The sequence below is a fragment of the Tsukamurella sp. M9C genome (genome assembly GCF_020169415.1).
Lineage (GTDB): Bacteria > Actinomycetota > Actinomycetes > Mycobacteriales > Mycobacteriaceae > Tsukamurella.
The window spans coordinates 96,702-120,516 of record NZ_JAIULG010000002.1 but is presented as its reverse complement, the minus strand read 5'-3'; the positions used below and the strand labels follow the sequence as shown (position 1 = coordinate 120,516).

Genomic DNA, 23,815 nt, shown 5'->3' with positions numbered 1-23,815 from the left:
TCAGACCGCGGCGGGCGCCTCGATCGTCGCGGTATCGATCACGAAGCGGTACCGGACGTCCGAGGCGATCACGCGCTCGTAGGCCTCGTTGATCTGATCGGCGGAGATGAGCTCGATCTCGGAGCCGATGCCGTGCTCGGCGCAGAAGTCGAGCATCTCCTGGGTCTGGGCGATCCCGCCGATCATCGATCCCGCGAAGGAGCGACGGTTGCGGGTCAGGTCGAAGACGTTGACCGGGACCGGGTGCTCCGGCAGGCCGACCTCGACGAGCGTGCCGTCGACGGCCAGCATCCCGAAGTACGGGTGCATGTCGAGGTTCGCGGAGACGGTGTTGATGATGACGTCGAACCGGTTGCGGAGCACCTTGAAGGTGTCGGGGTCGGACGTCGCGTAGTAGTGCTGCGCGCCGAGGCGCAGCCCGTCCTCCATCTTCTTCAGCGACTGGCTGAGCACGGTCACCTCGGCGCCCATCGCCGCGGCGAGCTTGACACCCATGTGGCCGAGGCCGCCCAGGCCGATGATCGCGACCTTGCTGCCGGGGCCGACGTTCCAGTGCCGCAGCGGGCTGAACAGCGTGATCCCGGCGCACAGCAGCGGCGCGGCCGCGGCGTAGTCGATGCTCTCGGGTACCCGGAGCACGTAGTTCTCGTCGACGACGATGCCCGTCGAGTAGCCGCCCTGGGTGGGCAGGCCGTCGCGGCCCTTCGCGTTGTAGGTGCCGACCATGCCGCGCTCGCAGTACTGCTCCTCGCCGCGCAGGCACGCCGCGCACTCGCGGCAGGAGTCCACGAAGCAGCCGACACCGACGCGGTCGCCGACCGCGAACCTCGTGACGTCCGAGCCGACCGCGGTGACCTCGCCCGCGATCTCGTGGCCGGGCACCACCGGGTACCGGGCGGGCCCCCACTCGCTGCGCACGGTGTGGATGTCGCTGTGGCAGATGCCCGCATACCGGACGGCGATCTGCACGTCGTGCGGACCGGGATCGCGGCGCTCGATCGTCATCGGCGCGAGCGGCTCGGTTGCGGACACGGCTCCATATGCGTTCACGATCATGCTTTCCATTGTGCGCTCCGGCCGCGCCGACCGGTATCCGGCCCCGGGGCCCCGCCGGATTCTCCGCGCGGGGTACGGAAGTCGCGATCCGGTGCTTAGATTCCCCCATGCCGAACGATGCAGTTGCAACCGGTTCAGAAGACAGCCGGCCGGCCGTGGCGGGGCGACGAGCAGCGGTGGCCAGGATCCGCGCCACCGTCATGGTCCTGGTGGGCGGAGGGGTCGCCGTCGCGGTGGGTCTGCTCGACTCGTGGCGCCACGCGCCCGCCGCGGGCTGGGCGGCCGCGGCGGGGATCTACGTCGTCTGGGTCTGGCTGACCATCTCGCCGATGGACGCGGAGACCACCGCGGCCCACTCGACCGAAGAGGACCCGCAGCGCCGCCTGGGGAACTTCCTGACCATGACCTGCGCGCTCGCGAGCCTCATCGCCGTGGCGATCGTCATGGCGGACGCCCACGCGGCGACGCCGAACGGCAGGCTCGCGCTGGGCGGCCTCGCGCTCAGCACGACGATCCTCTCCTGGCTCATGATGCACCTGCTGTTCACGCTGCGGTACGCGCAGACCTACTACGACACCCCGCCGCCCGGCGGCATCGACTTCAACCAGACCCAGCCGCCGCGGTACACCGACTTCGCGTACATCTCACTGTCCTTCGGGACCGCCTACTGCGTCTCGGACACCGCGATCACGTCCAGCGACGTCCGCGCCGAAACGTTGCGCCACACCCTGCTCTCCTTCGTCTTCGCGAACGGCATCCTCGCGACGACGATCAACCTCGTCGTGAGCCTGGCCAGCGGCTGAGTCAGCCGCCGACCACCGGCAGCGTCAGGTCCAGCCGGAAGCCGGCGTCGGTGCTCCGCGCGACGACGGTGCCGCCGTGCGCCTCGACGATGCCGCGGACGATCGCGAGGCCGAGGCCCGCACCGGGCGGCGCACCGTCGAGCTCGGCGGACCGGGCGGCGTCGGCGCGCCAGCCCACGTCGAACATCCGCCCCAGGTCCTCGGCGGCCACACCCGGGCCCTGGTCGATGACGCTGAGCACCAGGCGCTCGTCGACGCGGTCGGCCCGCACCACCACCTCGCTGTTCTCGGGCGCGTGCCGCAGGCTGTTGGCGAGCAGGTTGCCGATGACGCGGGTGAGCTCCCGCGGATCGACGTGCACGAGATGCCCGTCGATGCCGTCCTGCGCGATCGTGATCCCGCGCCGCTCGGCCTCGGCGCGACAGTCCGCGACCGCGTCGCTGATCAGGTCGAGCAGGACCACCGGCTCGGGATGGATCTGCAGAGTCCCGGTCTGCAGTTTCGAGAGCTCGAAGAGGTCGGCGATCATCGCGTTGAGCGTCTCCACCTTGCCGCGGAGCGCGGTGAGATAGGCCGCGCGATCGGGGGCGGTGCCCTCGTCGAGTGCCTCCGCGAGGGCCCGCACGCCGGCGAGCGGCGTCCGCAGGTCGTGCGAGATCCAGGCGAAGAACTGGCGGCGGGCGGCGTCCAGCTCGGCCACGCGGGCCCGCGACTCCTCCAGGCGCCGCGAGGTCTCGGCGAGCTCGGCCGAGACCGCATCGAGCTCGGCGAGCCCCGTGCGGGTGGGTTCGACCACGTCGCCGTCGCCGACCCGTCGGGTCGCCGTGCGCAGGGCGTCGATCGACGACCCGACGGCGCGCCCCACGACGAAGGGCGTCGCGATCACGCTGAACACCGCGGACGTGCCGATCACCCACAGCAGCACCGTGAGGTCGTGCCGCGACAGGTACATCTGCAGCGCGATCGCGAGAGTGGACGCCACCACCGAGACCAGGGCGCCCGCGATCGCGACCGCCGCCCGGACGCCGATGCTCGCGCGGCGGCTCAGCCGGAGCACGCCGAGCGTGACGAGGGTGACGACGACCGTCACCGCCAGCGCGGTCGCCGCGATCTGCGCGAGCGCGGCACCGTCGAGCATCATCGGTCCCACCCGAATCGATACCCGGCGCCCCACTCGGTCCGCAGGTGTGCGGGATTGCGCGGATCCTCCTCGATCTTCTCGCGCAGGCGGCGCACGTGCACCGTCACCGTCGACGGATCGCCGAAGCCCCAACGCCACACCTCGCGCAGGATCTCGTCGCGGCTGATCACCCGGTCCGGGTTCCGCGCGAGGTAGAGCAGCAGCTCGTACTCCCGCGTGGTCAGCGGGATCTCGCGGCCCGAGACCCACACCCGGCGGTGCGCGGCGTCGATGCGGAACGGCCCGGCTTCGAAGACCAGGCCGGCCTCGGACGGCGCGCTGCGGCGCAGCTGGGCGTTGACGCGCAGCTGCAGTTCGCGGAGGGAGAAGGGCTTCGCGAGGTAGTCGTCGGCGCCGCTCTCCAGCCCGTCGATGCGGTTGTCCACGCCGTCGAGCGCCGTCAGCATGATGATCGGCACCGCGGAGACCTCGCGGATCCGCCGGCACAGCTCGTCGCCGCTGAGCCCCGGGAGCATGCGGTCGAGCACCAGGAGATCCGGCCGCTCGGCCTGGAAGGCCTCCCACGCCTGCGCCCCGTCGCGGTGCTGGGCGACGAGGCATCCCGCGAGCCGCAGGTGGTCGGCGACGACCGTGCGGACCGCCGGATCGTCCTCGACGACCATCACCCGTGACCCCTCGTGCATGAGTCCGAGCGTAGGCGCGGCGGCGGCGAGCGCGCCGTTCCTTACGGAACTGAAAGGTGCCCTTACGGCGCTGACACTCTCCTTCTCCCCGTCGGCGACCGGCGTTTGACTCGATCACGAGCCGGCGCCCCAGCCGCCGGTCATGTCACGAGTAAGGAGTCCCATCATGCGCGCTTCCCACCTCACCGGCGCCGTCGCCACCGTCGCCCTGGGCCTGGCCCTGACCGCGTGCGGCGGTTCGAAGGACATGTCGGCCGAGCCGATGACGAGCACAGCGGCCCCGATGTCGATGTCCACGCAGATGTCCATGCCGATGTCCGCGCCGTCGACCGCGGCGGTCACGGGGATGTTCGCCGGCCTCAACGGCAAGAACGTCGCCGGAACCGCGACGATCACGGGCGGCACCGTCGAGCTCGCGGGCTTCTCCTCGGACGAGGGCCCGGACCTGCACCTGTACCTGACCAAGGGCACCACCGAGGCCGATGTGAAGGGCGGGGTCCGCCTCGGCGCGATCGCCTACGACAAGGCCGCGCAGCGGTTCACGCTCCCCGAGGGCGTCGCGGCCGCCGACTACACGCACCTGGTCGTGCACTGCGACAAGGCGCTCGCCGTCTTCGGCGCCGCGCAGCTCGGGCGATGACCCCGACCGCGACCCGGGCGGCGACGGTGACCGTCGTCGTCGCTCGGATCGCCCTCGGCGCGGCGTGGCTGCACGAGGGGTACGTGAAGTACCACGCGGGATTCGGCCGGAGCGACATCCTCCTGGTGGTCGGCAGTGCGACCGGGAATCCCCGCGTGCCGGGCGCGTTCGTCTGGTTCGCCACCGAGGTCATGGGCCGCTTCGCCACGATCTTCGGGATCCTGGTGCCGCTCACCGAAGTCGCCCTGGGCGTCGCCGCGCTGATCGGCCTCCTGCCGCGGGCGACGGCCTTCGTCGCGACGGGACTGCTCGGCTTCTACTGGGCCGCAGACCAACTGGTCGTGCAGTACCCGGTCATGGTCGTGCTCGCGGCGACGGTCCTCGCCGGCGGCGGGCTGGCCCGCCGCTGGTCGCCGGCCGCGACGCTGGGCGATCGGCTCAGAGGTCGAGACCGAGGTCGAGAGCCCGCACCGAGTGCGTGAGCGCCCCGACGGCCAAGTAGTCGACGCCGGTCCGGGCGTAGTCCGCCGCGACGTCGAGGGAGAGCCCGCCCGACGACTCGAGCTTCGTGCGCGGCGCGAGCTTCTTCCGGCGCTGCACGGCGGACTGCGTCATCCACAGCGGCATGTTGTCGAGCAGTACGAGGTCGACGCCGAGCGCGAAGGCCTCCTCGAGCTGGTCGAGCGAGTCCACCTCCACCTCGAGCGGGACGCCGGGCGCGCGGCGCCGCACGGCCTCGATCGCGGCGGTCACCGATCCGGCGGCGACCACGTGGTTGTCCTTGATCAGCGCCTCGTCGCCGAGGCCCATCCGGTGGTTCACGCCCCCGCCCGCGCGGACGGCGTACTTCTGCAGCGCGCGCATACCGGGGAGCGTCTTGCGGCTGTCGCGGATCTTCGCGCCGGTGCCCTCGACCTCGGCGACCCAGGCGGCCGTCGCGGTCGCGATGCCGGAGAGGTGGGTGACGACATTGAGCAGGGTGCGCTCGGCCGTGAGCAGGGCGAGCGTCGGGCCTTCGATGGCCATCGCCACGTCGCCCGGCGCAATGACGGTGCCGTCGGCGATCTTCGCGGGTACCCGGTAGTTGCCGGGGCCGACCACCTCGTCGAGCACCCATTCCGCGACGGGGATGCCGGCCAGCACCCCGTGCTCGCGGCTGATGACCTTGGCGAGCGTGGTCGCGCCCGCGGGCACGGTGGCCTCGCTGGTCACGTCCGGGCCGTAGCGGAGGTCCTCGTCGAGGGCGGTGCGGATGAGCCGCACCACCTCGGCGCGGTCGGGCTCCAGCGTCAGCTCGGTCACGGACGTACCTCCACTACCTCGGTCACGGATTCCTGCCTGGCCAGGGCCTGCCCCGCCATCCGCCGGGCGACCGCGGTCAGCACGGCGTCCTCCCGGTCCCGGGACGATACCGCGGGCGCGTCCGCGACGAAGGCGGGATCCGCCAGCAGCGCGGTCAGGCCGAACAGGCCGTCGACGGTGCGCCGGACGCCGCAGGATCGGGTCATGGCGTCCTGCAGGGCGTCCCGCTCCGCACGGGCGTGCGGCGGCGCGATCTCGCGGACGGGGCCGCCCGGCAGCGCGGGCGCCGTCTGCGCGGCGGTCGCCACCCGCAGGCCCATCACGAGCGCCTCGAGCAGGCTGTTGGAGGCGAGGCGGTTCGCACCGTGCAGGCCGGTGCGGGCCACCTCGCCCGCGGCGTACAGACCGGGGACGCCGGTCGCGCCGTGCAGGTCGGTGACCACGCCGCCGCACAGGTAGTGCGCGCCGGGGACGACGGGGATCAAGTCGGTCTGCGGGTCGAGGCCCGCGGCGCGGACGGCCTCGGTCACCGTCGGGAAACGGTCCGCCACATCGGGGATCATCGTCGCGTCCAGGTAGACGCACGGCGCCGCCGTGCGCTCCATCGCGTCGGTCACGGCGCGGGCCACGACGTCGCGGGGCGCGAGGTCACCCATCGGGTGCACGCCGTCCATGACGGCGTCGCCGTTCGCGTCGACGAGGTGCGCCCCCTCGCCGCGGACGGCCTCGGAGATCAGGGGCCGGCGGCCGCGGGCACCCGGCGTGTAGAGCATCGTCGGATGGAACTGCACGAACTCGAGCTCGCGGACGTCGGCGCCCGCCGCCTCGGCCAGAGCGATGCCGTCGCCGGTGGCGCCCAACGGGTTGGTGGTGCTCGAGAACAGGTGTCCGGCACCGCCGGTCGCGAGCAGGACGGTCCGCCCGAAGGCGTCGCCCTCGGCCGTCCGGACCCCGACGACGCGGTCACCGTCGGCGAGCAGCGCGTACGCCTGGGCGGGGCGCGCGGTCAGGGTGGGACGGGTCTTCGCGGCGGCGGTGAGGGCGCGCTGCACCTCGGCGCCGGTGGCGTCGCCGCCGGCGTGGATGATCCGCGAGACGGTGTGCCCGCCCTCGCGGGTGCGCTTGAGTCGCCCGTCGGGGCGCCTGTCGAACGCGGCGCCCCAGGAGATCAGCCGGTCCACCGCGGCAGGCCCGTCGGCCAGGATCGACCGGGTCGCGACGACGTCCACGAGCGGCCCGCCCGCGCCGACGGTGTCGGCGACGTGCCGGTCGATCGAGTCGTCCGGATCGGACGGGTCGACGACCGCGATCCCGCCCTGCGCGTACGCCGTCGAGGTCGACGGTGCGCTGCCGGTCGAGGGCTTGAACAGCACCGTGACGGTCAGGCCCGCGTCCGCCGCGGCGACCGCGGCGGTCAGGCCGGCGACGCCCGCGCCGACGACGAGCAGATCGGCGACGGCGGTGGTGGTCATTCTCCGCCGCCGGGCTGCCCGATCCCGATCATGCGCGTGACGGCCTTGCGGCCGGCGTCCGCCATCGCGGCGTCGACGAAGACCTCGTCCTTGCCCTCGACCAGGCAGCGGAGCAGTGCCGCCGGCGTGATCATCTTCATGTACTTGCAGGAGGCGCGGTCGTTGACGGCGCGGAACTCGACGCCGGGGGCGGCCATCCGCAGCTGATGCAGCATGCCGACCTCGGTGGCCACGAGGACCTCCTTTGCGCCGGTCTCGCGGGCGGCGTCGAGCATGCCACCCGTGGAGAGGATCTTCACCCGGTCGTCCGGGACCGCGCCCTCGCCCGCGAGGTACAGCGCGGAGGTGGCACAGCCGCACTCCGGGTGCACGTAGAGATCGGCGTCCGGGTGCGCCTTCGCCTGCGCGGCGAGCTCGTCGCCGTTGATGCCGGCGTGCACGTGGCACTCGCCCGCCCAGATGTGCATGTTCTGCCGGCCCGTGACGCGCTTGACGTGCGCGCCGAGGAACTGGTCGGGGAGAAACAGGATCTCGGTGTCCTCGGGGATCGACTGCACCACCTCGACGGCGTTCGACGACGTGCAGCAGATGTCGGTGAGGGCCTTCACCTCCGCGGTGGTGTTGACGTAGGAGACCACGACGGCGCCGGGGTGCTCGTCCTTCCACTCCTGCAGCTCGACGGCCTTGATGGAGTCGGCCAGCGAGCAGCCGGCGCGCTGATCCGGGATCAGCACGGTCTTCTCGGGGCTGAGGATCTTCGCCGTCTCGGCCATGAAGTGGACGCCGCAGAAGACGATCGTCGACGTGGAGACGTCGGCGGCGATCCGGGAGAGCGCCAGCGAGTCCCCGACGAAGTCGGCGACGTCCTGGATCGCGGGCAGCTCGTAGTTGTGGGCGAGGATCGTGGCGTCGCGGAGCTTGGCGAGACGCTTGACCTCGGCGGCCCACTCCCGGTCGCCGTCGACACCGGTGTACATGCCACCGCCCTCGACGATCCGCTCGGAGAGCGGCGAGCTGAATTCCGTGATGGTGGCGGACGTGGCTGTGGTCATCTCGCCTCCCTTTCTCGATCCGATGATTTATCGACCTATGATCGATATATGGCCGATGCTAGCACCGCTCCCCCGCACCACGTCGCGCACGAAGTTCTTTCCGTCGTGTTCCGCGTGAGCGAGGGCACCGTCGAGGTCCTGCTGTGGCAGCGCGCGATGGCCCCCGACCAGGGCGCATGGTCGCTCCCGGGCGGGTTGCTCGACGCCCGCGAGGACCTCCCGACCAGCGCCCGCCGACTGCTCGCGGAGAAGGTCGACCTCACCGAGGTGGCACACCTGGAGCAGTTCGCCGAGTTCTCGGATCCGCACCGGGTGCCGGCGAGCGAACACGCGGACCGCACGCTGGCCTCGACCTTCCTCGGCCTCGTCCGGTCCGGCACCGATCCGCGCCTCCCGGACGACACGACGTGGCACCCCGTCGAAGCCCTGCCGACGATGGCGTTCGACCACGCCGCGATGGTGCACCGCGCCCGCGCCCGGCTGGCGGCCCGGCTCTCCTACTCGAACATCGGGTTCGCGCTCGCCCCTCGCGCCTTCCCCGTCTCACAGCTGCGCGACATCTACGTCGCCGTCCTGGGCTACCCGGTGGACTCCACCAACCTGCTGCGCATCCTCTCCCGACGGTCGGTGATCACCGCGACCGGCGAGACCGGACAGGCGACCCGCGGCCGCCCGCCCGCGCTGTACCGGTACACCGACTCCTACCTGCGGATCACCGACGAGTTCGCCACCCTCCGCCCGCCGGGCTGAGCCGGCCGCACGGCCACCGTCGCCGGAGCTGCGTGATCGCAAGCACGAGACACCCGCCTGTGATTACGATCCGCGTGTGAGCGAAGCACAGACCGACGAGGCCTCGCAGGATCGCGCGATCGCGAAGAAGCTGGCGGACGCCACGGATGCCCGGATCGTGCGGACACTGGGCACGGGCGCGAGCGTCGCCGTGCTGTTCGTCGTCCTCCGGCTCCTGGTCGTCGCGGAATGGGACTGGCGCGTGGCGTCGCGGATGATGGCCGTCACCGACGTCAACAGCGCGCTGACGATCGTGCTCGGCACTCTCATGAGCGACCCCGAGTTCACCAGCGCCCTCGTGATGGTCCTGCTGCCGCTGTCGGCCCTGCGCCTGGCGTGGCGCATGCACACCAAGTCGACCACCAGCGTGTGGTCCGCGCTCCTCGTCGCGGTCCTGGCGTCCGCCTGCATCGCGCTGACCGCGACCTATCACTACGTGTGGGTACCGATCGGCGCCGCGGCGATCGCCCTGGCGATCCTCGCGGTGAAGCACTGGTTCGCCGACGGCTTCAGCGGACGGACCGTCGACTTCGCCGTCCGCGAGGTGGGGTCGATCGCGGCGGTCGCCGTACTGATCCTCGCCGCGGTCGAGCGCACGCCCTGGTCGCCGGCCGAGCGCCTGCACACCAAGACGGGCGTCGTCACCGCCCACGTGCTCAAGGTCGAGTCCGGATTCGTCACGGCCCTCACCGAATCCGACCGCGAGGTGCTGATCCTCAACTCCTCCGACGTCCTCCGGCGCGAGCCCCTCTGACCCCACGATCCACCCCGCGGAACATAATCGGACCGCAGTCCGTTACAGTTCGTGAAGGGCCCGACCGGGGCCCGATCGGGAAGGATCGACATGCAGTTCGGACTCTTCAGCGTCGGCGACGTCACCACGGATCCGACCACGGACACCACCGTCAGCGAGCACGAGCGCATCGCCGCGATGACGAAGATCGCGCTCAAGGCCGAGGAGGTGGGGCTCGACGTGTTCGCCACCGGCGAGCACCACAACCCGCCCTTCGTGCCCAGCTCCCCCACCACACTGCTCGGCTGGATCGCGGCCAAGACGCAGCACCTCACGCTGAGCACCGCGACCACGCTCATCACCACGAACGACCCGGTGAAGATCGCCGAGGACTACGCGATGCTGCAGCACCTCGCCGAGGGCCGCGTCGACCTCACGCTGGGCCGCGGCAACACGGGCCCGGTGTACCCCTGGTTCGGCAAGGACATCCGTCAGGGCATCCCGCTGGCCATCGAGAACTACCACCTCCTGCGCCGCCTGTGGCGTGAGCCCGTCGTCGACTGGGAGGGCGAGTTCCGCACGCCCCTGCAGGGCTACACCTCGACGCCAGCGCCGCTGGACGGCACGCCGCCCTTCGTGTGGCACGGCTCGATCCGCTCGCCCGAGATCGCCGAGCAGGCCGCCTTCTACGGCGACGGCTTCTTCCACAACAACATCTTCTGGAACAAGGAGCACACCGAGCAGATGGTGCGCCTCTACCGCCAGCGGTTCGAGCACTACGGCCACGGCTCCGCGGACCAGGCGATCGTCGGCCTCGGCGGTCAGGTCTTCATAGCCGAGACCGAGGCGGAGGCGAAGCGCCGCTTCCGCCCCTACTTCGACAACGCACCCGTGTACGGGCACGGCCCGTCGCTGGAGGACTTCGAGCAGATGACCCCGCTCACCGTCGGCACGCCCGAGCAGGTGATCGAGAAGACGCTCGCCTTCGCGGACTACGCCGGCGACTACCAGCGCCAGCTGTTCCTGCTCGACCACGCGGGCCTTCCGCTGGAGCAGGTCCTCGAGCAGGTCGAGATCCTCGGCACCCAGGTGGTCCCGGTGCTCCGCAAGGAGTTCGAGCTGCGTCGGCCGGCGCACGTCCCGTCGGACCCGCCGAGCCACGCCTCGCTCGTCGCCGCCGGCCCGGAGTCGCCGCACCACCTCGTCGTGCCGGCCCAGGACCTCGTCGCCGCGAAGGAGGCCTGACATGACCCGCTCCCTCGTCGTCGTCGCGGCCGGTGTGTCCGAGCCGTCGTCGACCCGCCTGCTGGCCGATCAGCTGGCCGACGCCACCCGGGCCGCGGTGTCGGCCCGCGGTGAGGCGGTCGACGTGACCGTGATCGAGGTGCGCGAACTCGCCCGCGACCTCGCGACCGTCATGACGACCGGCGTGCCCACGCCCGCACTCAGCGCCGCCAAGGACGCGATCGCCGCCGCGGACGGCCTGATCGCGGTCTCGCCGGTGTTCACCGCGAGCTACAGCGGGCTGTTCAAGATGTTCTTCGACGCCCTCGACCCCGACGCCCTGACCGGCGTCCCGGTGCTCGTCGCGGCCACCGCCGGCACGTCCCGGCACTCGCTGGTCCTCGACCACGCGCTGCGGCCGCTGTTAAGCTACCTGCGCGCGCAGATCCTGCCGACCGGCGTCTTCGCCGCGACCGAGGACTTCGGCTCCGCCGAGCTCGCGACCCGGATCTCACGGGCCGGGGCGGAGCTCGCGGGCGCGCTGGTCCAGGCCGACGGTGCCGTGGCCGGCTTCGGCGGACCGTCGGACCTCGGCGCCCCCAGGCGCTCCGGCAAGGCCCTCGACCTGGGCCCCGTCGCCGACTTCGCGGACCTGCTCCGCGGGCACACCGGCGACTGACTCCTCCGGGAGCCGGCCGACCAGGGCGGACACGGCGCACCACAGCGCGGCGCATGCCGGCCACACGAGAACCAGGACCCACGAGGCCAGGTCGCCGAGCCGTCCGCCGGAGTGATCGGCGAGGGCGAAGACGTTCGCACCGTCGAGCCGGATCGAGGGCGCCGCGGTGAAGTCCAGGCCCGGCTCCCCCGGCCCGGCGAACCGCGCGTCGACGACGGCCTGACCGAGTGGTGTCGCGACCAGCACCGCGAACGCCGCAGCGGTCAGCGTGACCGCGACGCCCCGGGGAGTGCGCCGTCGCCCGACGAAGACCAGCGCGCCCGTGAGCAGCCCGCCGACCGCCGAGACCGCCACGAACAGGACCGTCGCGAAGAAGATGTTGTCGAGCTGGCCCTCGCGCCAGATGACGCCGGACCGGGTGAGGACGCCGCGGACGCCCGGCACCGTCAGGCCCCAGAGCAGGCCGCCTGCGGCACCGAGGACGGCGGCGATCACGCCCGGCACGACGATGTCCGACGCGGTCCGAGCCGGGGCTGCAGTAGTCATCGGCACGAAGCCTAGCGAGTGCGGTTGGGACCGCCGGTCAGCGTTCGCCGCTCGACGAATCGAACTCGCCGTGTCGGGAGCAGCGCGCGGTCCACCCGTGGGGGCTGACCTGGACGATCATCCGGCGCGCGCAGTACGCGCAGTAGCGCGGCGGCTCCAGCCCGAGGAGCGCCGCCGCGAAGACGGGCGCCCCCTCGGCGAGCGGCTTGCCGGTGTACACGTCGTACACCGGCTCCTTGTCGGCCATGACGGTCACAGGGTGTCGTTCAGGGCCTTGATCGGCATCTTGAGCTCGCCGAGCAGGTCGAGGTCCGTCTCGGCCGGGCGACCGAGCGTGGTGAGGTAGTTGCCCACGATCACGGCGTTGATGCCACCGAGGATGCCCTTCTCCGCACCGAGGTCGCCGAGCGTGATCTCGCGGCCGCCGGCGAAGCGGAGGATGGTGCGCGGCAGCGCCAGGCGGAAGGCGGCGATCGCCCGGAGCGCCTCGTTCGGCTCCAGGACGTCGAGATCGCCGAAGGGCGTGCCCGGACGCGGGTTGAGGAAGTTGAGCGGCACCTCGTCGGGCTCGAGCTCGGCGAGGTTCGCGGCGAACTCGGCGCGCTGCTCCAGCGTCTCGCCCATGCCGAGGATGCCGCCGCAGCAGACCTCCATGCCTGCCTCGCGGACCATCTGGAGCGTGCCCCAGCGCTCCTCCCAGGAGTGCGTGGTCACGACGTTCGGGAAGTGCGACTTCGAGGTCTCGAGGTTGTGGTTGTAGCGGTGCACGCCCATCGCCTTGAGCTCGTCGACCTGCTCCTGGGTGAGCATGCCGAGGCTGCAGGCGATCTGGATGTCGACCTCGTTGCGGATCGCCGCGATGCCGGCGGCGACCTGGCTCATCAGGCGGTTGTCCGGGCCGCGGACGGCCGCGACGATGCAGAACTCGGTGGCGCCGGTCTTGGCGGTCTGCTTCGCGGCCTCGACCAGCGACGGGATGTCGATCCACGCCGAGCGCACCGGCGACTCGAACAGGCCCGACTGGCTGCAGAAGTGGCAGTCCTCGGGGCAGCCGCCGGTCTTGAGGCTGATGATGCCCTCGACCTCGACCTCCGGGCCGCACCACTTCATGCGCACCTCGTGCGCGAGCTGCAGCACGTCGTCGAGCTTCTCGTCGGGCAGCTGCAGCACGGCCAGCACCTGCTCCTGGCTGAGCCCTTCGCCGCGCTCGAGCACCTGCTCGCGCGCGACCTCGATGATGTCGGCCAGGACCCCGGTCATGTGATCTCCCTCATCGGCTGTGGTCGGTCGGCTGTGGTCTGCGACACCTACGGCGCCGCGGCTACCGAGCACTGTACAGCGTTCAATTCATGAACGGTGTTCAAGGCCCGCCGGGCGCGGGCGGGAAACGTTCACCGACTCGACCGGAATCGTTTCCTTCCCTTTTCTAGGTATCGACGGGACAGTGTCCCCATGAAGCTGCGCTCGAAGAAGATCCTGGTCGCGACGGTCGCCGCGGCCTCCCTGGTCACACCTCTCGGTTGGACGGCCGGCCCGGCGGCGGCCGCGCCGACCGGCGGTTGCGTCCTCACGCCGAAGGCGGCACCGTCGGCGGAGCCCGCAACCGGCGCTGCGAGCGCCACGAAGGCCGCGCCGAACTCGTACATCGATCAGCTGGCCGCGTTCTCGAGCCTGCCGAAGTCCGTCCTCACGGCGAACCTGGACACGGCCGTCGCGACGAACCGGGCCGCCACCGCCGCGGAGCGGCAGTACGCGGTGAACGACAACTACGGCATCCTCGACGATTCGATCTTCAACGCCCTCGGCAGCCGTCTGGCCCCGGCGTTCCGCGCCGCCGAGAAGGCGGGCGAGCTCCCGAACACCACCGCGCTCCTCGTCGGCAAGAAGGCGCTGATCAACTCCTACGTCGACACCTCCGCCGCGAAGAAGCACTTCCAGTACCAGCGGCCCTTCGAGGTCGCCCCGGACCGGATCGCGAAGTACGGCGACGGCCGCGCCGACCTGTACGAATCGGTGCGCGGGTCGGGCTCGTACCCGTCCGGCCACACCGCGTGGGGCTACGCCGAGGCGCTCGTCATCGCCACCCTGCTCCCCGAGCTCGGCCCGCAGCTGCTGGCGCGGGGCGCCGACTACGGCCGGCATCGCGTGGTGCTCGGCGTGCACTACCCGCTCGACGTGATCGGCGGCCGGATCCTGGCGCAGGCCGCGGTGGCGGACGCGCTGGCGGACCCGCGATTCGCGGGCGCCGTCGCCGCCGCGCGTTCCGAGCTCCGGGCCGCGTTGAGCGCGCGAGCCGGGGGCGGAATCGCGCAGGTCGTGGCCTGCCAGCAGAACTACGTCGAGACCGCGGCCGCGGCCGCGGCGTACCGTCGCGACCTGGCCTGGGGCCTGCCGCGCGTCGGGGGCGATGCACCGGTCCGGGTTCCCGCCGGCGCGATCACCCTGCTGCGCGCCGCGCACCCCGACCTGACGGACGCCCAGCTGCGCGAGCGGATCGCCGGCACCGCGGGGCCCGCCGGCTACCCCCTCGACGTGCAGGGCGGATGGCAGCGGATCGACCTGCTCAGCGCCTGGATCGCGCGCTGAGCCAGCCCGCGTCGAACCACGACGGCGCCGCCGCCGCGAACCGCTCCGGCGGGAGCGCGGCGGCACCGTCGGGGATCCGCCCGACGATCGGCACGCCCGTGAGTTCCGGGAGGTCGATCAGGTTGCAGCGCTCGGCGAGCCCGGGCTCGTCCGGCCAGCGGGACAGCACGATGCCCGCGCACGCGACGCCGCCCGCCTCCAGGGCACGGACCGTCAGCTCGGTGTGATTGAGCGTGCCGAGCGCCGGGTCGGCGACCACGACGACCGGCGCCGCGAGGTCGGCCGCGAGGTCGACGAGGGTGAACGGCGTTCGAGAATCGTCCTCCCCGAGGCGCACGAGGGCGCCGCCCGCGCCCTCGACCAGGACCGCCCCCTCGGCCTCCCGGACGACGGCCACCGCCTCGTCGCGCCCGAGCGGCGGCAGGCCCGCCCGACGGGCGGCGGTCAGTGGCGCGAGGGGCTCGGGGTACCGCAGATGTTCGACCGTGACCGCGCCCGGCGCGAGGCGCGCGACCTCGGCGGCGTCGGAGAGCTGACCGTCCTCGTCGCGCTCGGCGCCGTCGGCGAAGCCGGTCTGCGCGGGCTTGACCACGGTGACCGGCCCGCTCCGCAGCAGCGCGGCGGCCAGTGCCGCCGTCGCGACGGTCTTGCCGACGCCGGTCGACGTGCCGGTGACGCAGAGGATCACGCGACGGCCCGTCGGATCGCGGCGACGGCGGTCGCCACCTCGGCGTCCGTGAGATCGGCGCGCACGGTGATCCGCAGGCGGGAGGTGCCCTCCGGGACCGACGGCGGCCGGAAACAGCCGACGTGCACCCCCTGCGCCGCGCAGGCGTCCCGGGCTGCGACGGCGCGCTCGGGATCGCCGAGGACGAGCGAGACCACTGCGGAGGTCGGCTCGGGCGCGCCGATCCCGGCGGCCACGGCGCGGGCCCGGTCCAGGACCCGGCCGGCGAGCGCGGGCTCGGCGCGCAGCTCCGCGAGGGCGGCGTCCGCGGCGGCCACCGCCGCGGGGGCGAGGCCGGTGTCGAAGATGAAGGGCCGCGCGGCGTCGATCAGGTGTGCCCGCACCCGCTCGGGGCCGACGACCACGCCGCCCTGGGAGCCGAGGGCCTTGGACATGGTCGCGGTGATGACCAGGTCGGGCGCGCCGGCGAGCCCGAGCTCGTGGACCAGGCCGCGGCCGCCGTCGCCGCGGACGCCGAGGCCGTGGGCCTCGTCGACGACGAGTACCGCGCCGTGCGCGCGGGTCGCGGCGTGCAGCTCGGCGACGGGCGCGAGCATTCCGTCGGCGCTGTAGACCGAGTCGGTGAGGACGATCGCCCGCTCCTCGACGCGACCCTCGAGTGCTTCTCGAACAGCGTTCACGTCGCCCCGCGGAGTGACGACGACGCGCGCGCGGGAGAGCCGACAGGCGTCGACGAGGGAGGCGTGCGAGCCGCCGTCGGAGACGACGAGGGCGCCCCGCCCGGCAAGGGCGGTGACGACCCCGAGGTTGGCGAGGTAGCCGGAGGAGAAGCAGAGGGCCGCCTCGGCGCCGAGGAAGTCGGCCAGGTTGCGCTCGAACCACTCGTGCAGCTCCGTGGTGCCGGTGACCAGCCGCGATCCGGTGGCGCCGGCGCCCCAGACGCGGAGCGCATCGGCGGCGGCGTCGAGCACGCGGGCGTGGCGACTGAGGCCCAGGTAGTCGTTGGACGCCAGGTCGAGGCCGGGCTCGCCGGGTCGGCGCGCGCGGAGCGACCGGCGGAGACCCGCGTCGGCGCGATCGGCGGCGTAGCCGTCGAGCCACCCGAGCACATCTACTTGAACACCGTTCATGCCCTCACTGTAGCGCCGCGCGCACCGCGGCCGAGACCCCTCCGCAGATCGTTGCCACATCGGCGGGCGAACTGATGAAGGGCGGCATCGTGTAGACGAGGTCCCGGAAGGGGCGCAGCCACACGCCCGCCGCGACCGTCGCGTCCGTCGCGGCGGTCATGTCGACGGGTCGGTCGAGCTGCACGACGCCGATGGCGCCGAGCACCCGGACGTCCACGACGCCGGGCAGCTCGCACAGCGGCGCGAGTCCCTCCCGCAGCCCCTGTTCGATCTCGGCGACACGAGCGGCCCAGTCCTGCGCGAGCAGCAGTTCGGTGCTGGCGACCGCAATGGCGCAGGCCAGCGGGTTCCCCATGAACGTGGGGCCGTGCATGAGCGCGCCCTGCTCCGAGTTCGAGATGGTGAGCGCCACCTCGTCGGTGCAGAGCATCGCGGCGAGGGTCAGGTAGCCGCCGGTCAGGGCCTTGCCGACGCACAGGATGTCCGGGGTGATCCCGGCGGCGTCGCAGGCGAAGAGGGTGCCGGTGCGGCCGAAGCCGGTGGCGATCTCGTCGCAGATGAGCAGCACCCCGTGCCGCCGGGTGATCTCGCGCAGCGCGGCGACGTAGGCGGGCGGGTGGAAGCGCATGCCGCCGGCGCCCTGCACGACGGGCTCGATGATGACGGCGGCCAGCTCGTGGGCGTGCTCGGCCACCAGCCGATCCAGCTCGGCGACGTAGGCCTCGTCGTACTCGGCGGGCGGCGCGGGAGCGAAGACCTGCGTGGCGAGGACGTCGCTCCACAGCGAGTGCATGCCGCCGTCGGGGTCGCAGACGCTCATCGGGGTGAAGGTGTCTCCGTGGTAGCCACCGCGCCAGGTGAGCAGGCGGTTCCGGCCGTCGACGCCGCGGGCGCGCCAGTACTGCAGCGCCGTCTTCACCGCGACCTCGATGGAGACGGAGCCGCTGTCGGCGAGGAAGACGCGATCGAGGCCGTCGGGCGTGATCCGCACCAGCAGCTCGCCGAGGCGGGCGGCGCTCTCGTGGGTGAGGCCGCCGAACATGACGTGCGACATCGTGTCGATCTGGGCCTTGGCGGCCGCGTCGAGGACGGGGTTGCGGTAGCCGTGGATCGCGGCCCACCACGAACTCATCCCGTCGACGACCCGTGTCCCGTCGCCGAGGGTGAGGTGCACACCCTCCGCGGAGGCGACCACCCGCGCCCCCGCGCCGCCGACGGCGCTGTAGGGGTGCCACAGCGTCCGGGTGTCCAGGGCGAGGATCTCGTCGGGCGTCATGTCGGGCCACGTTAGCGGTGGCCCGCGCGGTGTCGTCATCCGCCGGGCGGGTGTTGCGGCCCAGTGGCGGCTGCGGCGGATGGCATGATCGGCGACATGGCATCCGGCGACCCGCGCCCCGTCGGCGCGACCTACCGCCTCCAGCTGGGCCCGTCGTTCACCTTCGATGACGCCGCCCGCCGCGTGCCCTACCTGGCCGATCTCGGCGTGACGCACATCTACCTCTCCCCCGTGCTCGAGGCCGTCCGCGGCTCCACGCACGGCTACGACGTCACCGATCCGACGACGGTGCGCGCCGAGCTGGGCGGACGTAAGGGCCTCGAGAGGCTCGCCGATTCGGCCCACGTCGACGGCCTCGGGCTGGTGATCGACATCGTCCCCAATCACCTCGGTGTGGGGCGCCCGGAGCAGAACCCGTGGTGGTGGGACGTGCTGAAGCACGGCCGGAAGTCGGCGTTCGCGCACTACTTCGACATCGACTGGGACCCGCGCAACGGCGCCGGCGGCAAGCTCGCGCTCCCCGTCCTCGGCTCCGAAGCCGACGCCGCGGCGCTGACCGTCGACCGGTCAGGCGCCGAGCCGGTGCTGCGCTACCACGATCGGGTCTTCCCGATCGGCCGCGAGGTCGGCGGCGGCGACGCCGAACGGGTCCACTACGCGCAGCCCTATCGGCTGGTGCCGTGGGACGCCCCGATCCGCTCGTACCGTCGCTTCTTCACGGTCGACGACCTGGCCGCGGTCCGCGTCGAGGACCCCGAGGTCTTCGCCGCGACGCACGCCGAGATCGGCGCCTGGTTCACCGACGGCATCGCCGACGGCCTGCGCGTCGACCACCCCGACGGGCTGGCCGATCCGGTCCGCTACCTGCGGAGGCTGCGCGAGCTCGCCGGCCCCGGCGCGTGGATCGTGATCGAGAAGATCCTGGAGTCGGACGAACCCCTGGACCCGATCCTCCCGGTCGCGGGGACCACGGGCTACGACGCGCTCCGCGAGCTGGGTCATGCGCTGCTCGACCCCGCCGGGGAGCCGGGACTGAGCGCGCTCCACGAACGCTGGACCGGAGACGACGGTGCCGTCCGCCGGAACTCCGGCGCGACGCTGCGTCTGCGGGACGAGCTTGCGGCCCGGGACCTCCGCCCGGAGTTCCTGCGCCTGGCCCGGGCGATTCGCGTCGAGACCGGGACGGCCGTCCCGATCGACGACCTCGCCGACGCCGCCCTGTTCTGGATGAACGAGATCCCCTACTACCGCGACGACTACCCCGTGCTCAGCGCACAGGCGGAGGCCGTCCGGCGCCGCCTCATCGACGCCGCGGGGCCCGAGACCTCGGCCGAGCATCGGGCGATCGAGGCGGTGGCCGCGGCGATCGACCGCGGCGCGGAGAGCGCGGCCCGCTTCGCGCAGCTCACAGGCGCACTGACGGCGAAGTCGCTCGAGGACACCGCCTTCTACCGCTCCGCGCGCCTCGTCTCGCTGCAGGAGGTGGGTGGCGCACCGTCGGACCTCGGGCCGAGCGATCCGCACCCGGCCCTCGCCCGCCGCGCCGCGGAGTGGCCCGCGGCGATGACGACGCTGTCGACCCACGACACCAAGCGCGGCGAGGACGTGCGCGCCCGGATCGGGGTGCTGAGCCAGTGCCCGGACGACTGGGCGGCGTTCGTCGACCGGTCGGTGCCCCTGCTCCCCTCACCGCCCGATCCGATGACGGGCCTGTTCCTCCTGCAGACCGCGTTCGGGGTCTGGCCGGAGGACGGCGCGATCACCGACGCACTCCGGACACGCCTGCACGCGTACGCCGAGAAGGCGATGCGGGAGGGGCTCGTCGGCACGTCGTGGACCGCGCCCGACGGTGCCTTCGAGGCGGCCGGGCACGCCTTCCTCGACGCGCTGTTCGACGGTGCCGTTGCCGCGACGATGACGGACCTCGTCGGTGCGCTCGCGCCGCACGGCCGGTCGGACGCCCTCGCGCAGAAGCTGCTGCAGCTCGCCGGACCGGGCGTGCCGGACGTCTACCAGGGCACGGAGCGGTGGGAGGATTCGCTCGTCGACCCGGACAACCGCCGCCCCGTCGACTGGGATGCCGCCGACGACGCCCACCCCAAGCAGCGGCTCGTCAGGACGGCGCTGCGGCTGCGGCGCGAGCGGCCGGGCAGCTTCGTCGGGGGCTCCTACTCCCCCGTTCTCGCCGCCGGGCCGGCCGCCGACCACCTGCTCGGCTTCCGTCGTGGCCCGGACGGCGGCGCGCCCGATGTCGCCGCGCTCGCGACGCGGCGCTCGCTGGGCCTGGAGCGCTCCGGCGGCTGGCACGACACACGGGTGGACCTCGGCGCGTCGGCGTGGACGGACCGCCTGACGGGGCAGATCGTCACAGGTCAGGTGCCGCTCGCCGAGCTCTTCCTCGAACACCCTGTCGCCCTCCTGGTGCGCGACTAGAAAACTTGTCAGTGGGTCCGCGCACACTCGGGCCATGAACAGCGAAACCCCGCGGCCGGTCTCCACGGCACTCGCCCAGTCCGCCACCGCGCGCGCCGGTGTCAGCGGAAACCGCATCCGCGCCTCCTCGCTGGCGCGCGTCGCGGAATCGCTGCGCGAACACGGCCTGTCCGCCGATCTGCTGCCCACCGGGCGCCTGGTGACGGTCGCCGGCACGTCGCGCCTCACCGCGCAGATGGTGCCCGGCGGCGCCATCGAGGTGCGGGCCCAGCGGGAGGGCCGCAACTCCATCCTGGGCCTGCTCCAGGACGCGGAGGAGGTCGCACACCTGCTGATCCGCTGCGCCGGCATGGCCTCGGCCTGGGAACTCACCGCCGACATCCACGATCGGCTGATCCTCGCCGGTGACCGCACGGTGCTCAGCGAGGTGCCGATGAGCGACACGCTCTACGTCCGCCTCGGCGAGCGCACGTTCGCGGAGATCTTCGCGGAGGACGCGAGCGCCTGCCTCGGCGCGCCGGCGCTGGTCACCCTCACGACGCACGTCTGCACGCACTCGCTGGACGAGGTGTGGCGGTTCCGCTCGCTCGACCAGCACGACTACCGCGCCATCGGCTGCATCACGGGCGGCCGGCACGAGACCGCGGAGTCGGCGCTCGCGGCGCTGGAACTGCACCGCGCCCGCACCACGGAGTGGGAGGGCCTGCACTGACGCTATCGTTGCGAACCGATGCCCACCTCGCCCGCCGCCGCAGTCGACCACGTCTTCGAGGTGTGGGCGCCGCGCCCGCGGCGGGTCCGCCTCTGGCTCGACGGTGCCGTGCACGCGATGCGCCGCGACGCGGACGACTGGTGGCGGGGCACCGCGCCGGCCGCGCCCGGCGCGCGGTACGGCTTCCTCCTCGATGACGACGAGACGGTGCTCCCCGATCCGCGGTCGCCCCGCCAGCCCGACGGGGTGCACGGGCCGTCGGCGCTGATCCCGGAGGTGGAGGGCCCGCGGTGGGCGGGCCGCGAGCTGCGCGGCGCCGTCGTCTACGAGCTGCACATCGGCACCTTCACCCCCGAGGGCACGTTCGACGCGGCCATCGAGCGGCTGCCGCACCTGCGGGACCTGGGCATCGGCTTCGTCCAGGTGATGCCGGTCAACGCCTTCAACGGCCAGCACGGCTGGGGCTACGACGGTGTCGGGTGGTTCGCCGTGCACGAGCCCTACGGCGGACCGTCGGGGCTGGAGCGCTTCGTGGCAGCCGCCCACGACCTGGGCCTCGGCGTCCTGCTCGACGTGGTGCACAACCACCTCGGCCCGTCGGGCAACTACCTCGGGCGCTTCGGCCCGTACGAGACCGATGGCGCGAACACCTGGGGCCGCACCATCAATCTGTCGGGCGAGGGCAGCGCGGAGGTCCGGCAATTCATCCTCGACGACATCGCGTGGTGGCTGCGTCGCTACGGCGCCGACGGGCTCCGGCTCGACGCCGTGCACGCCCTCGTCGACGAATCGGATCGACACCTCCTGCAGGACGCCGCGGCGCTCGCCGCGGCGTTGTCCGCGGAGCTCGGCCGACCGCTGGCCCTCGTCGCGGAGTCCGACCTCAACGATCCGCGCCTGGTCACGCCCACCGAGCTGGGCGGCTTCGGGCTCGCGGCGCAGTGGAACGACGACGCGCACCACGCGATCCACACCATCGTCTCCGGCGAGCGGCAGGGCTATTACGCCGACTTCGGCAGCCCCGAGTGCCTGGCGACGGTGCTCACCGAGGGCTTCTTCCACGCCGGCACCTACAGCTCGTTCCGCGACAGGATCCACGGTGAGCGGATCGATCCGGCGCGGGTGGCCCCGTCGCAGCTCCTGGCCTACACCTGCACGCACGACCAGGTGGGCAACCGGGCGCGGGGCGACCGTCCGTCGGAGTACCTGACCGACGGCCAGCTGGCGGTGAAGGCCGCGCTGGTGCTGTTCTCCCCGTTCACGCCGATGCTGTTCATGGGCGAGGAGTGGGGCGCCCGGACGCCCTTCCGCTTCTTCACCAGCCACCCCGAGCCGGAGCTGGCCCGCGCCACCGCGGAGGGCCGCAAGGCGGAGTTCGCGGAGCACGGGTGGCCGCCGGGCGACGTGCCCGATCCGCAGGATCCGGCGACCTTCGCCGCCTCGCATCTCGACTGGTCGGAGCCCGCGCGGCCCGGCCACGCGCGGCTGTTGGGCGTGTACCGCGATCTCATCGCGCTGCGCCGCGACCCGGCCCTCGCCGGCGACGATCTGCGCGCGATCGCCTGCGACCATCCGGGCGCGGCCACCTGGTTCGCGGTGCACCGGGGCGACTTGACGCTCCTCGTGAACTTCACCGCGGCGCCCGTCACGGCGCCGTTCGGCGGCTCGCCCGTGCTGTCCTGGGAGGCACCGTCGGTCCGGGACGGCGCGACGACGGTGCCGGGCCACTCCTTCGTCGTGCTCCGCCGCGGTACCTGACCACAATCCGCGGGCACTCTGTCGCTAAGCGGTTGCTTTGTGAGAACCTAACGCTTATGCGAATCGGATTGGGCATCAACTACACGGACGGGTTCAAGGCCACGGCCGACGAGGTCCTCGACCTGGAGCGGGCGGGGCTGGACATCGTCTTCGTCCCCGAGGCGTACTCGTTCGACGCGGTCAGCGCGCTGGGCTACCTCGCCGCGAAGACGGAGCGCGTGCAGTTGGCGTCCGGCATCCTGCAGATCTACACCCGCACGCCCACGCTGACCGCGATGACCGCGGCGGGCCTGGACAACGTGTCCGACGGCCGGTTCATCCTGGGCCTGGGCGCCTCGGGCCCGCAGGTGATCGAGGGCTTCCACGGCGTGAAGTACGACGCGCCGATCGGCCGCACCCGCGAGATCATCGAGATCTGCCGCAAGGTGTGGCGCCGCGAGCGGCTCGAGCACCGCGGCAAGTTCTACACGATGCCGCTCACCCAGGAGGACGGCGGCACGGGCCTGGGCAAGCCGCTCAAGCTGATCAATCACCCGGTGCGCGAGCGCATCCCGGTCCTGCTCGCCGCGCTCGGCCAGAAGAACGTGGCGCTGGCCGCCGAGGTCGCCGAGGGCTGGCAGCCGATCTTCTTCCTGCCGGAGAAGGCCAAGGACGTGTGGGGCGACGCGGTCGCCGAAGGCAAGGCCAAGCGCGATCCCGCGCTGGGCGAGCTCGACGTCTACGCCGGGCCCGCAATGGCGATCGGCGAGAACGTCGACCACCTGCTCGGCTTCGTCAAGCCGCACCTCGCGCTGTACATCGGCGGCATGGGCGCCAAGGGCAAGAACTTCTATCACACGCTGGCCACCAACTACGGCTACGGCGCCGAGGCCGACCGGATCCAGGAGCTGTACCTGGCCGGCGACAAGGCCGCCGCGGTGGAGGCTGTGCCGGACGAGCTGGCCCGCAGCGTCTCCCTGATCGGCCCGAAGGGCTACGTCAAGGAGCGGGTCGCCGCGTTCGAGGAGGCCGGCGCGACCGTGCTCAACGTCGTGCCGATCGCGGAGGACGCGGCCGGCCGGGTGAAGCAGATCGAGGCGCTGCGCGAGCTCGTGTAGCAACCGCCACAACGT

General features: G+C 72.5%; 23 protein-coding genes. 12 read left to right on the top strand and 11 right to left on the bottom strand.

The features are described from left to right. Positions 1–1,065 carry an NAD(P)-dependent alcohol dehydrogenase gene (locus LB823_RS01865; RefSeq protein WP_304941259.1) on the bottom strand — a complete coding sequence of 355 codons (1,065 nt, stop codon included), beginning with the start codon at positions 1,063–1,065 and terminating at the stop codon, positions 1–3. A gap of 167 nt (positions 1,066–1,232) precedes the next feature. On the opposite strand from LB823_RS01865, the gene LB823_RS01860 reads away from it, so the two are divergent. After that, positions 1,233–1,859, top strand: a complete 627-nt coding sequence (locus LB823_RS01860; RefSeq protein WP_224645059.1) for a DUF1345 domain-containing protein — start codon at positions 1,233–1,235, stop codon at positions 1,857–1,859. A gap of 1 nt (position 1,860) precedes the next feature. On the opposite strand, the gene LB823_RS01855 is transcribed toward LB823_RS01860, so the two are convergent. Next, complete coding sequence (locus LB823_RS01855) at positions 1,861–2,997, bottom strand: sensor histidine kinase (protein WP_374201264.1); 1,137 nt, start codon at positions 2,995–2,997, stop codon at positions 1,861–1,863. Further along, the gene (locus tag LB823_RS01850; protein ID WP_224645057.1) at positions 2,997–3,683 is read right to left on the bottom strand and encodes a response regulator transcription factor; all 687 of its coding nucleotides are present in this window, start codon (positions 3,681–3,683) and stop codon (positions 2,997–2,999) included. The genes LB823_RS01855 and LB823_RS01850 overlap by 1 nt, the downstream gene beginning before the upstream one ends. Positions 3,684–3,849: 166 nt before the next feature. On the opposite strand from LB823_RS01850, the gene LB823_RS01845 reads away from it, so the two are divergent. Beyond that, positions 3,850–4,323 (top strand): DM13 domain-containing protein, encoded by a 474-nt coding sequence (locus LB823_RS01845; protein WP_224645056.1) that lies wholly within the window; start codon positions 3,850–3,852, stop codon positions 4,321–4,323. Beyond that, positions 4,320–4,805, top strand: coding sequence for a hypothetical protein (locus tag LB823_RS01840; RefSeq protein ID WP_224645055.1), 486 nt, complete (start codon positions 4,320–4,322; stop codon positions 4,803–4,805). The genes LB823_RS01845 and LB823_RS01840 overlap by 4 nt, the downstream gene beginning before the upstream one ends. Here LB823_RS01840 and nadC read toward each other — a convergent pair. From nadC to nadA, 3 genes are read right to left on the bottom strand one after another with little or no spacing between them, the layout of a single operon-like run. Beyond that, positions 4,762–5,625: a carboxylating nicotinate-nucleotide diphosphorylase gene (nadC, locus tag LB823_RS01835; RefSeq protein ID WP_224645054.1), complete on the bottom strand. Its 864-nt coding sequence runs from the start codon at positions 5,623–5,625 to the stop codon at positions 4,762–4,764. The two genes, LB823_RS01840 and nadC, sit on opposite strands and share 44 nt — an antisense overlap. After that, positions 5,622–7,097 (bottom strand): L-aspartate oxidase, encoded by a 1,476-nt coding sequence (gene nadB / locus LB823_RS01830; protein WP_224645053.1) that lies wholly within the window; start codon positions 7,095–7,097, stop codon positions 5,622–5,624. The genes nadC and nadB overlap by 4 nt, the downstream gene beginning before the upstream one ends. Beyond that, positions 7,094–8,149 carry a quinolinate synthase NadA gene (gene nadA, locus LB823_RS01825; protein ID WP_224645052.1) on the bottom strand — a complete coding sequence of 352 codons (1,056 nt, stop codon included), beginning with the start codon at positions 8,147–8,149 and terminating at the stop codon, positions 7,094–7,096. Before nadA ends, nadB begins: the two co-directional genes overlap by 4 nt. Before the next feature lie 48 nt (positions 8,150–8,197). Here nadA and LB823_RS01820 point away from each other — a divergent pair, with 48 nt between their 5' ends. The 4 genes from LB823_RS01820 to LB823_RS01805 all read left to right on the top strand — a co-directional run bounded on the left by LB823_RS01820 (position 8,198) and on the right by LB823_RS01805 (position 11,574). Further along, positions 8,198–8,899: an NUDIX domain-containing protein gene (locus LB823_RS01820; RefSeq protein ID WP_224645051.1), complete on the top strand. Its 702-nt coding sequence runs from the start codon at positions 8,198–8,200 to the stop codon at positions 8,897–8,899. A 76-nt stretch (positions 8,900–8,975) separates the two neighbouring features. Beyond that, positions 8,976–9,692, top strand: a complete 717-nt coding sequence (locus LB823_RS01815; protein ID WP_224645050.1) for a hypothetical protein — start codon at positions 8,976–8,978, stop codon at positions 9,690–9,692. 90 nt (positions 9,693–9,782) lie between these two features. Next, positions 9,783–10,916 (top strand): LLM class flavin-dependent oxidoreductase, encoded by a 1,134-nt coding sequence (locus LB823_RS01810; RefSeq protein ID WP_224645049.1) that lies wholly within the window; start codon positions 9,783–9,785, stop codon positions 10,914–10,916. A gap of 1 nt (position 10,917) precedes the next feature. Further along, the gene (locus LB823_RS01805; RefSeq protein WP_224645048.1) at positions 10,918–11,574 is read left to right on the top strand and encodes an FMN reductase; all 657 of its coding nucleotides are present in this window, start codon (positions 10,918–10,920) and stop codon (positions 11,572–11,574) included. A gap of 583 nt (positions 11,575–12,157) precedes the next feature. Here LB823_RS01805 and LB823_RS01800 read toward each other — a convergent pair. Together LB823_RS01800 and bioB are read right to left on the bottom strand one after the other, a co-directional pair. Then, positions 12,158–12,367, bottom strand: a complete 210-nt coding sequence (locus LB823_RS01800) for a hypothetical protein (RefSeq protein WP_224645047.1) — start codon at positions 12,365–12,367, stop codon at positions 12,158–12,160. A gap of 5 nt (positions 12,368–12,372) precedes the next feature. After that, complete coding sequence (bioB, locus tag LB823_RS01795) at positions 12,373–13,380, bottom strand: biotin synthase BioB (protein WP_224645046.1); 1,008 nt, start codon at positions 13,378–13,380, stop codon at positions 12,373–12,375. 192 nt (positions 13,381–13,572) lie between these two features. Between bioB and LB823_RS01790 the strand changes: the two genes are divergently transcribed. After that, positions 13,573–14,706 carry a phosphatase PAP2 family protein gene (locus LB823_RS01790; RefSeq protein ID WP_224645045.1) on the top strand — a complete coding sequence of 378 codons (1,134 nt, stop codon included), beginning with the start codon at positions 13,573–13,575 and terminating at the stop codon, positions 14,704–14,706. Here LB823_RS01790 and bioD read toward each other — a convergent pair. The 3 genes from bioD to LB823_RS01775 are packed head-to-tail and all read right to left on the bottom strand — an operon-like array spanning position 14,684 to position 17,800. Further along, positions 14,684–15,394, bottom strand: a complete 711-nt coding sequence (gene bioD, locus LB823_RS01785; RefSeq protein ID WP_224645044.1) for a dethiobiotin synthase — start codon at positions 15,392–15,394, stop codon at positions 14,684–14,686. The genes LB823_RS01790 and bioD overlap by 23 nt on opposite strands. After that, positions 15,391–16,524 carry an 8-amino-7-oxononanoate synthase gene (locus LB823_RS01780; RefSeq protein ID WP_224645043.1) on the bottom strand — a complete coding sequence of 378 codons (1,134 nt, stop codon included), beginning with the start codon at positions 16,522–16,524 and terminating at the stop codon, positions 15,391–15,393. The genes bioD and LB823_RS01780 overlap by 4 nt, the downstream gene beginning before the upstream one ends. A 4-nt stretch (positions 16,525–16,528) precedes the next feature. Next, on the bottom strand, positions 16,529–17,800 hold the full coding sequence (locus LB823_RS01775; protein WP_224645042.1) for an adenosylmethionine--8-amino-7-oxononanoate transaminase: 1,272 nt from the start codon (positions 17,798–17,800) through the stop codon (positions 16,529–16,531). Positions 17,801–17,896: 96 nt separating this feature from the next. Here LB823_RS01775 and treY point away from each other — a divergent pair, with 96 nt between their 5' ends. Genes treY through LB823_RS01755 form a run of 4 tightly spaced genes read left to right on the top strand, consistent with a single transcriptional unit; the run spans position 17,897 to position 23,800 of the window. Next, complete coding sequence (treY, locus tag LB823_RS01770; RefSeq protein WP_224645041.1) at positions 17,897–20,233, top strand: malto-oligosyltrehalose synthase; 2,337 nt, start codon at positions 17,897–17,899, stop codon at positions 20,231–20,233. A 34-nt stretch (positions 20,234–20,267) separates the two neighbouring features. Beyond that, positions 20,268–20,945 carry a hypothetical protein gene (locus LB823_RS01765; protein WP_224645040.1) on the top strand — a complete coding sequence of 226 codons (678 nt, stop codon included), beginning with the start codon at positions 20,268–20,270 and terminating at the stop codon, positions 20,943–20,945. Between the two features lie 18 nt (positions 20,946–20,963). Further along, a complete protein-coding gene (treZ, locus tag LB823_RS01760) occupies positions 20,964–22,703 on the top strand; it encodes a malto-oligosyltrehalose trehalohydrolase (protein ID WP_224645039.1) in 1,740 nt (579 codons plus the stop codon). Between the two features lie 56 nt (positions 22,704–22,759). After that, entirely contained in the window at positions 22,760–23,800 is a 1,041-nt protein-coding gene (locus LB823_RS01755; RefSeq protein ID WP_224645038.1) for an LLM class F420-dependent oxidoreductase, read from the top strand. The last annotated feature ends 15 nt before the right edge of the window (positions 23,801–23,815 follow it).

Excerpts from the sequence above, each read along its gene's own strand:
- LB823_RS01865 (WP_304941259.1), bottom strand. The coding sequence starts at position 1,065 with ATGGAAAGCATGATCGTGAACGCATATGGAGCCGTGTCCGCAACCGAG.
- LB823_RS01855 (WP_374201264.1), bottom strand. The coding sequence starts at position 2,997 with ATGCTCGACGGTGCCGCGCTCGCGCAGATCGCGGCGACCGCGCTGGCG.
- LB823_RS01850 (WP_224645057.1), bottom strand. The coding sequence starts at position 3,683 with ATGCACGAGGGGTCACGGGTGATGGTCGTCGAGGACGATCCGGCGGTC.
- LB823_RS01845 (WP_224645056.1), top strand. The coding sequence starts at position 3,850 with ATGCGCGCTTCCCACCTCACCGGCGCCGTCGCCACCGTCGCCCTGGGC.
- LB823_RS01840 (WP_224645055.1), top strand. The coding sequence starts at position 4,320 with ATGACCCCGACCGCGACCCGGGCGGCGACGGTGACCGTCGTCGTCGCT.
- nadB (WP_224645053.1), bottom strand. The coding sequence starts at position 7,097 with ATGACCACCACCGCCGTCGCCGATCTGCTCGTCGTCGGCGCGGGCGTC.
- nadA (WP_224645052.1), bottom strand. The coding sequence starts at position 8,149 with ATGACCACAGCCACGTCCGCCACCATCACGGAATTCAGCTCGCCGCTC.
- LB823_RS01820 (WP_224645051.1), top strand. The coding sequence starts at position 8,198 with ATGGCCGATGCTAGCACCGCTCCCCCGCACCACGTCGCGCACGAAGTT.
- LB823_RS01810 (WP_224645049.1), top strand. The coding sequence starts at position 9,783 with ATGCAGTTCGGACTCTTCAGCGTCGGCGACGTCACCACGGATCCGACC.
- LB823_RS01805 (WP_224645048.1), top strand. The coding sequence starts at position 10,918 with ATGACCCGCTCCCTCGTCGTCGTCGCGGCCGGTGTGTCCGAGCCGTCG.
- LB823_RS01800 (WP_224645047.1), bottom strand. The coding sequence starts at position 12,367 with ATGGCCGACAAGGAGCCGGTGTACGACGTGTACACCGGCAAGCCGCTC.
- bioB (WP_224645046.1), bottom strand. The coding sequence starts at position 13,380 with ATGACCGGGGTCCTGGCCGACATCATCGAGGTCGCGCGCGAGCAGGTG.
- LB823_RS01790 (WP_224645045.1), top strand. The coding sequence starts at position 13,573 with ATGAAGCTGCGCTCGAAGAAGATCCTGGTCGCGACGGTCGCCGCGGCC.
- LB823_RS01780 (WP_224645043.1), bottom strand. The coding sequence starts at position 16,524 with ATGAACGGTGTTCAAGTAGATGTGCTCGGGTGGCTCGACGGCTACGCC.
- LB823_RS01775 (WP_224645042.1), bottom strand. The coding sequence starts at position 17,800 with ATGACGCCCGACGAGATCCTCGCCCTGGACACCCGGACGCTGTGGCAC.
- treY (WP_224645041.1), top strand. The coding sequence starts at position 17,897 with ATGGCATCCGGCGACCCGCGCCCCGTCGGCGCGACCTACCGCCTCCAG.
- LB823_RS01765 (WP_224645040.1), top strand. The coding sequence starts at position 20,268 with ATGAACAGCGAAACCCCGCGGCCGGTCTCCACGGCACTCGCCCAGTCC.
- treZ (WP_224645039.1), top strand. The coding sequence starts at position 20,964 with ATGCCCACCTCGCCCGCCGCCGCAGTCGACCACGTCTTCGAGGTGTGG.
- LB823_RS01755 (WP_224645038.1), top strand. The coding sequence starts at position 22,760 with ATGCGAATCGGATTGGGCATCAACTACACGGACGGGTTCAAGGCCACG.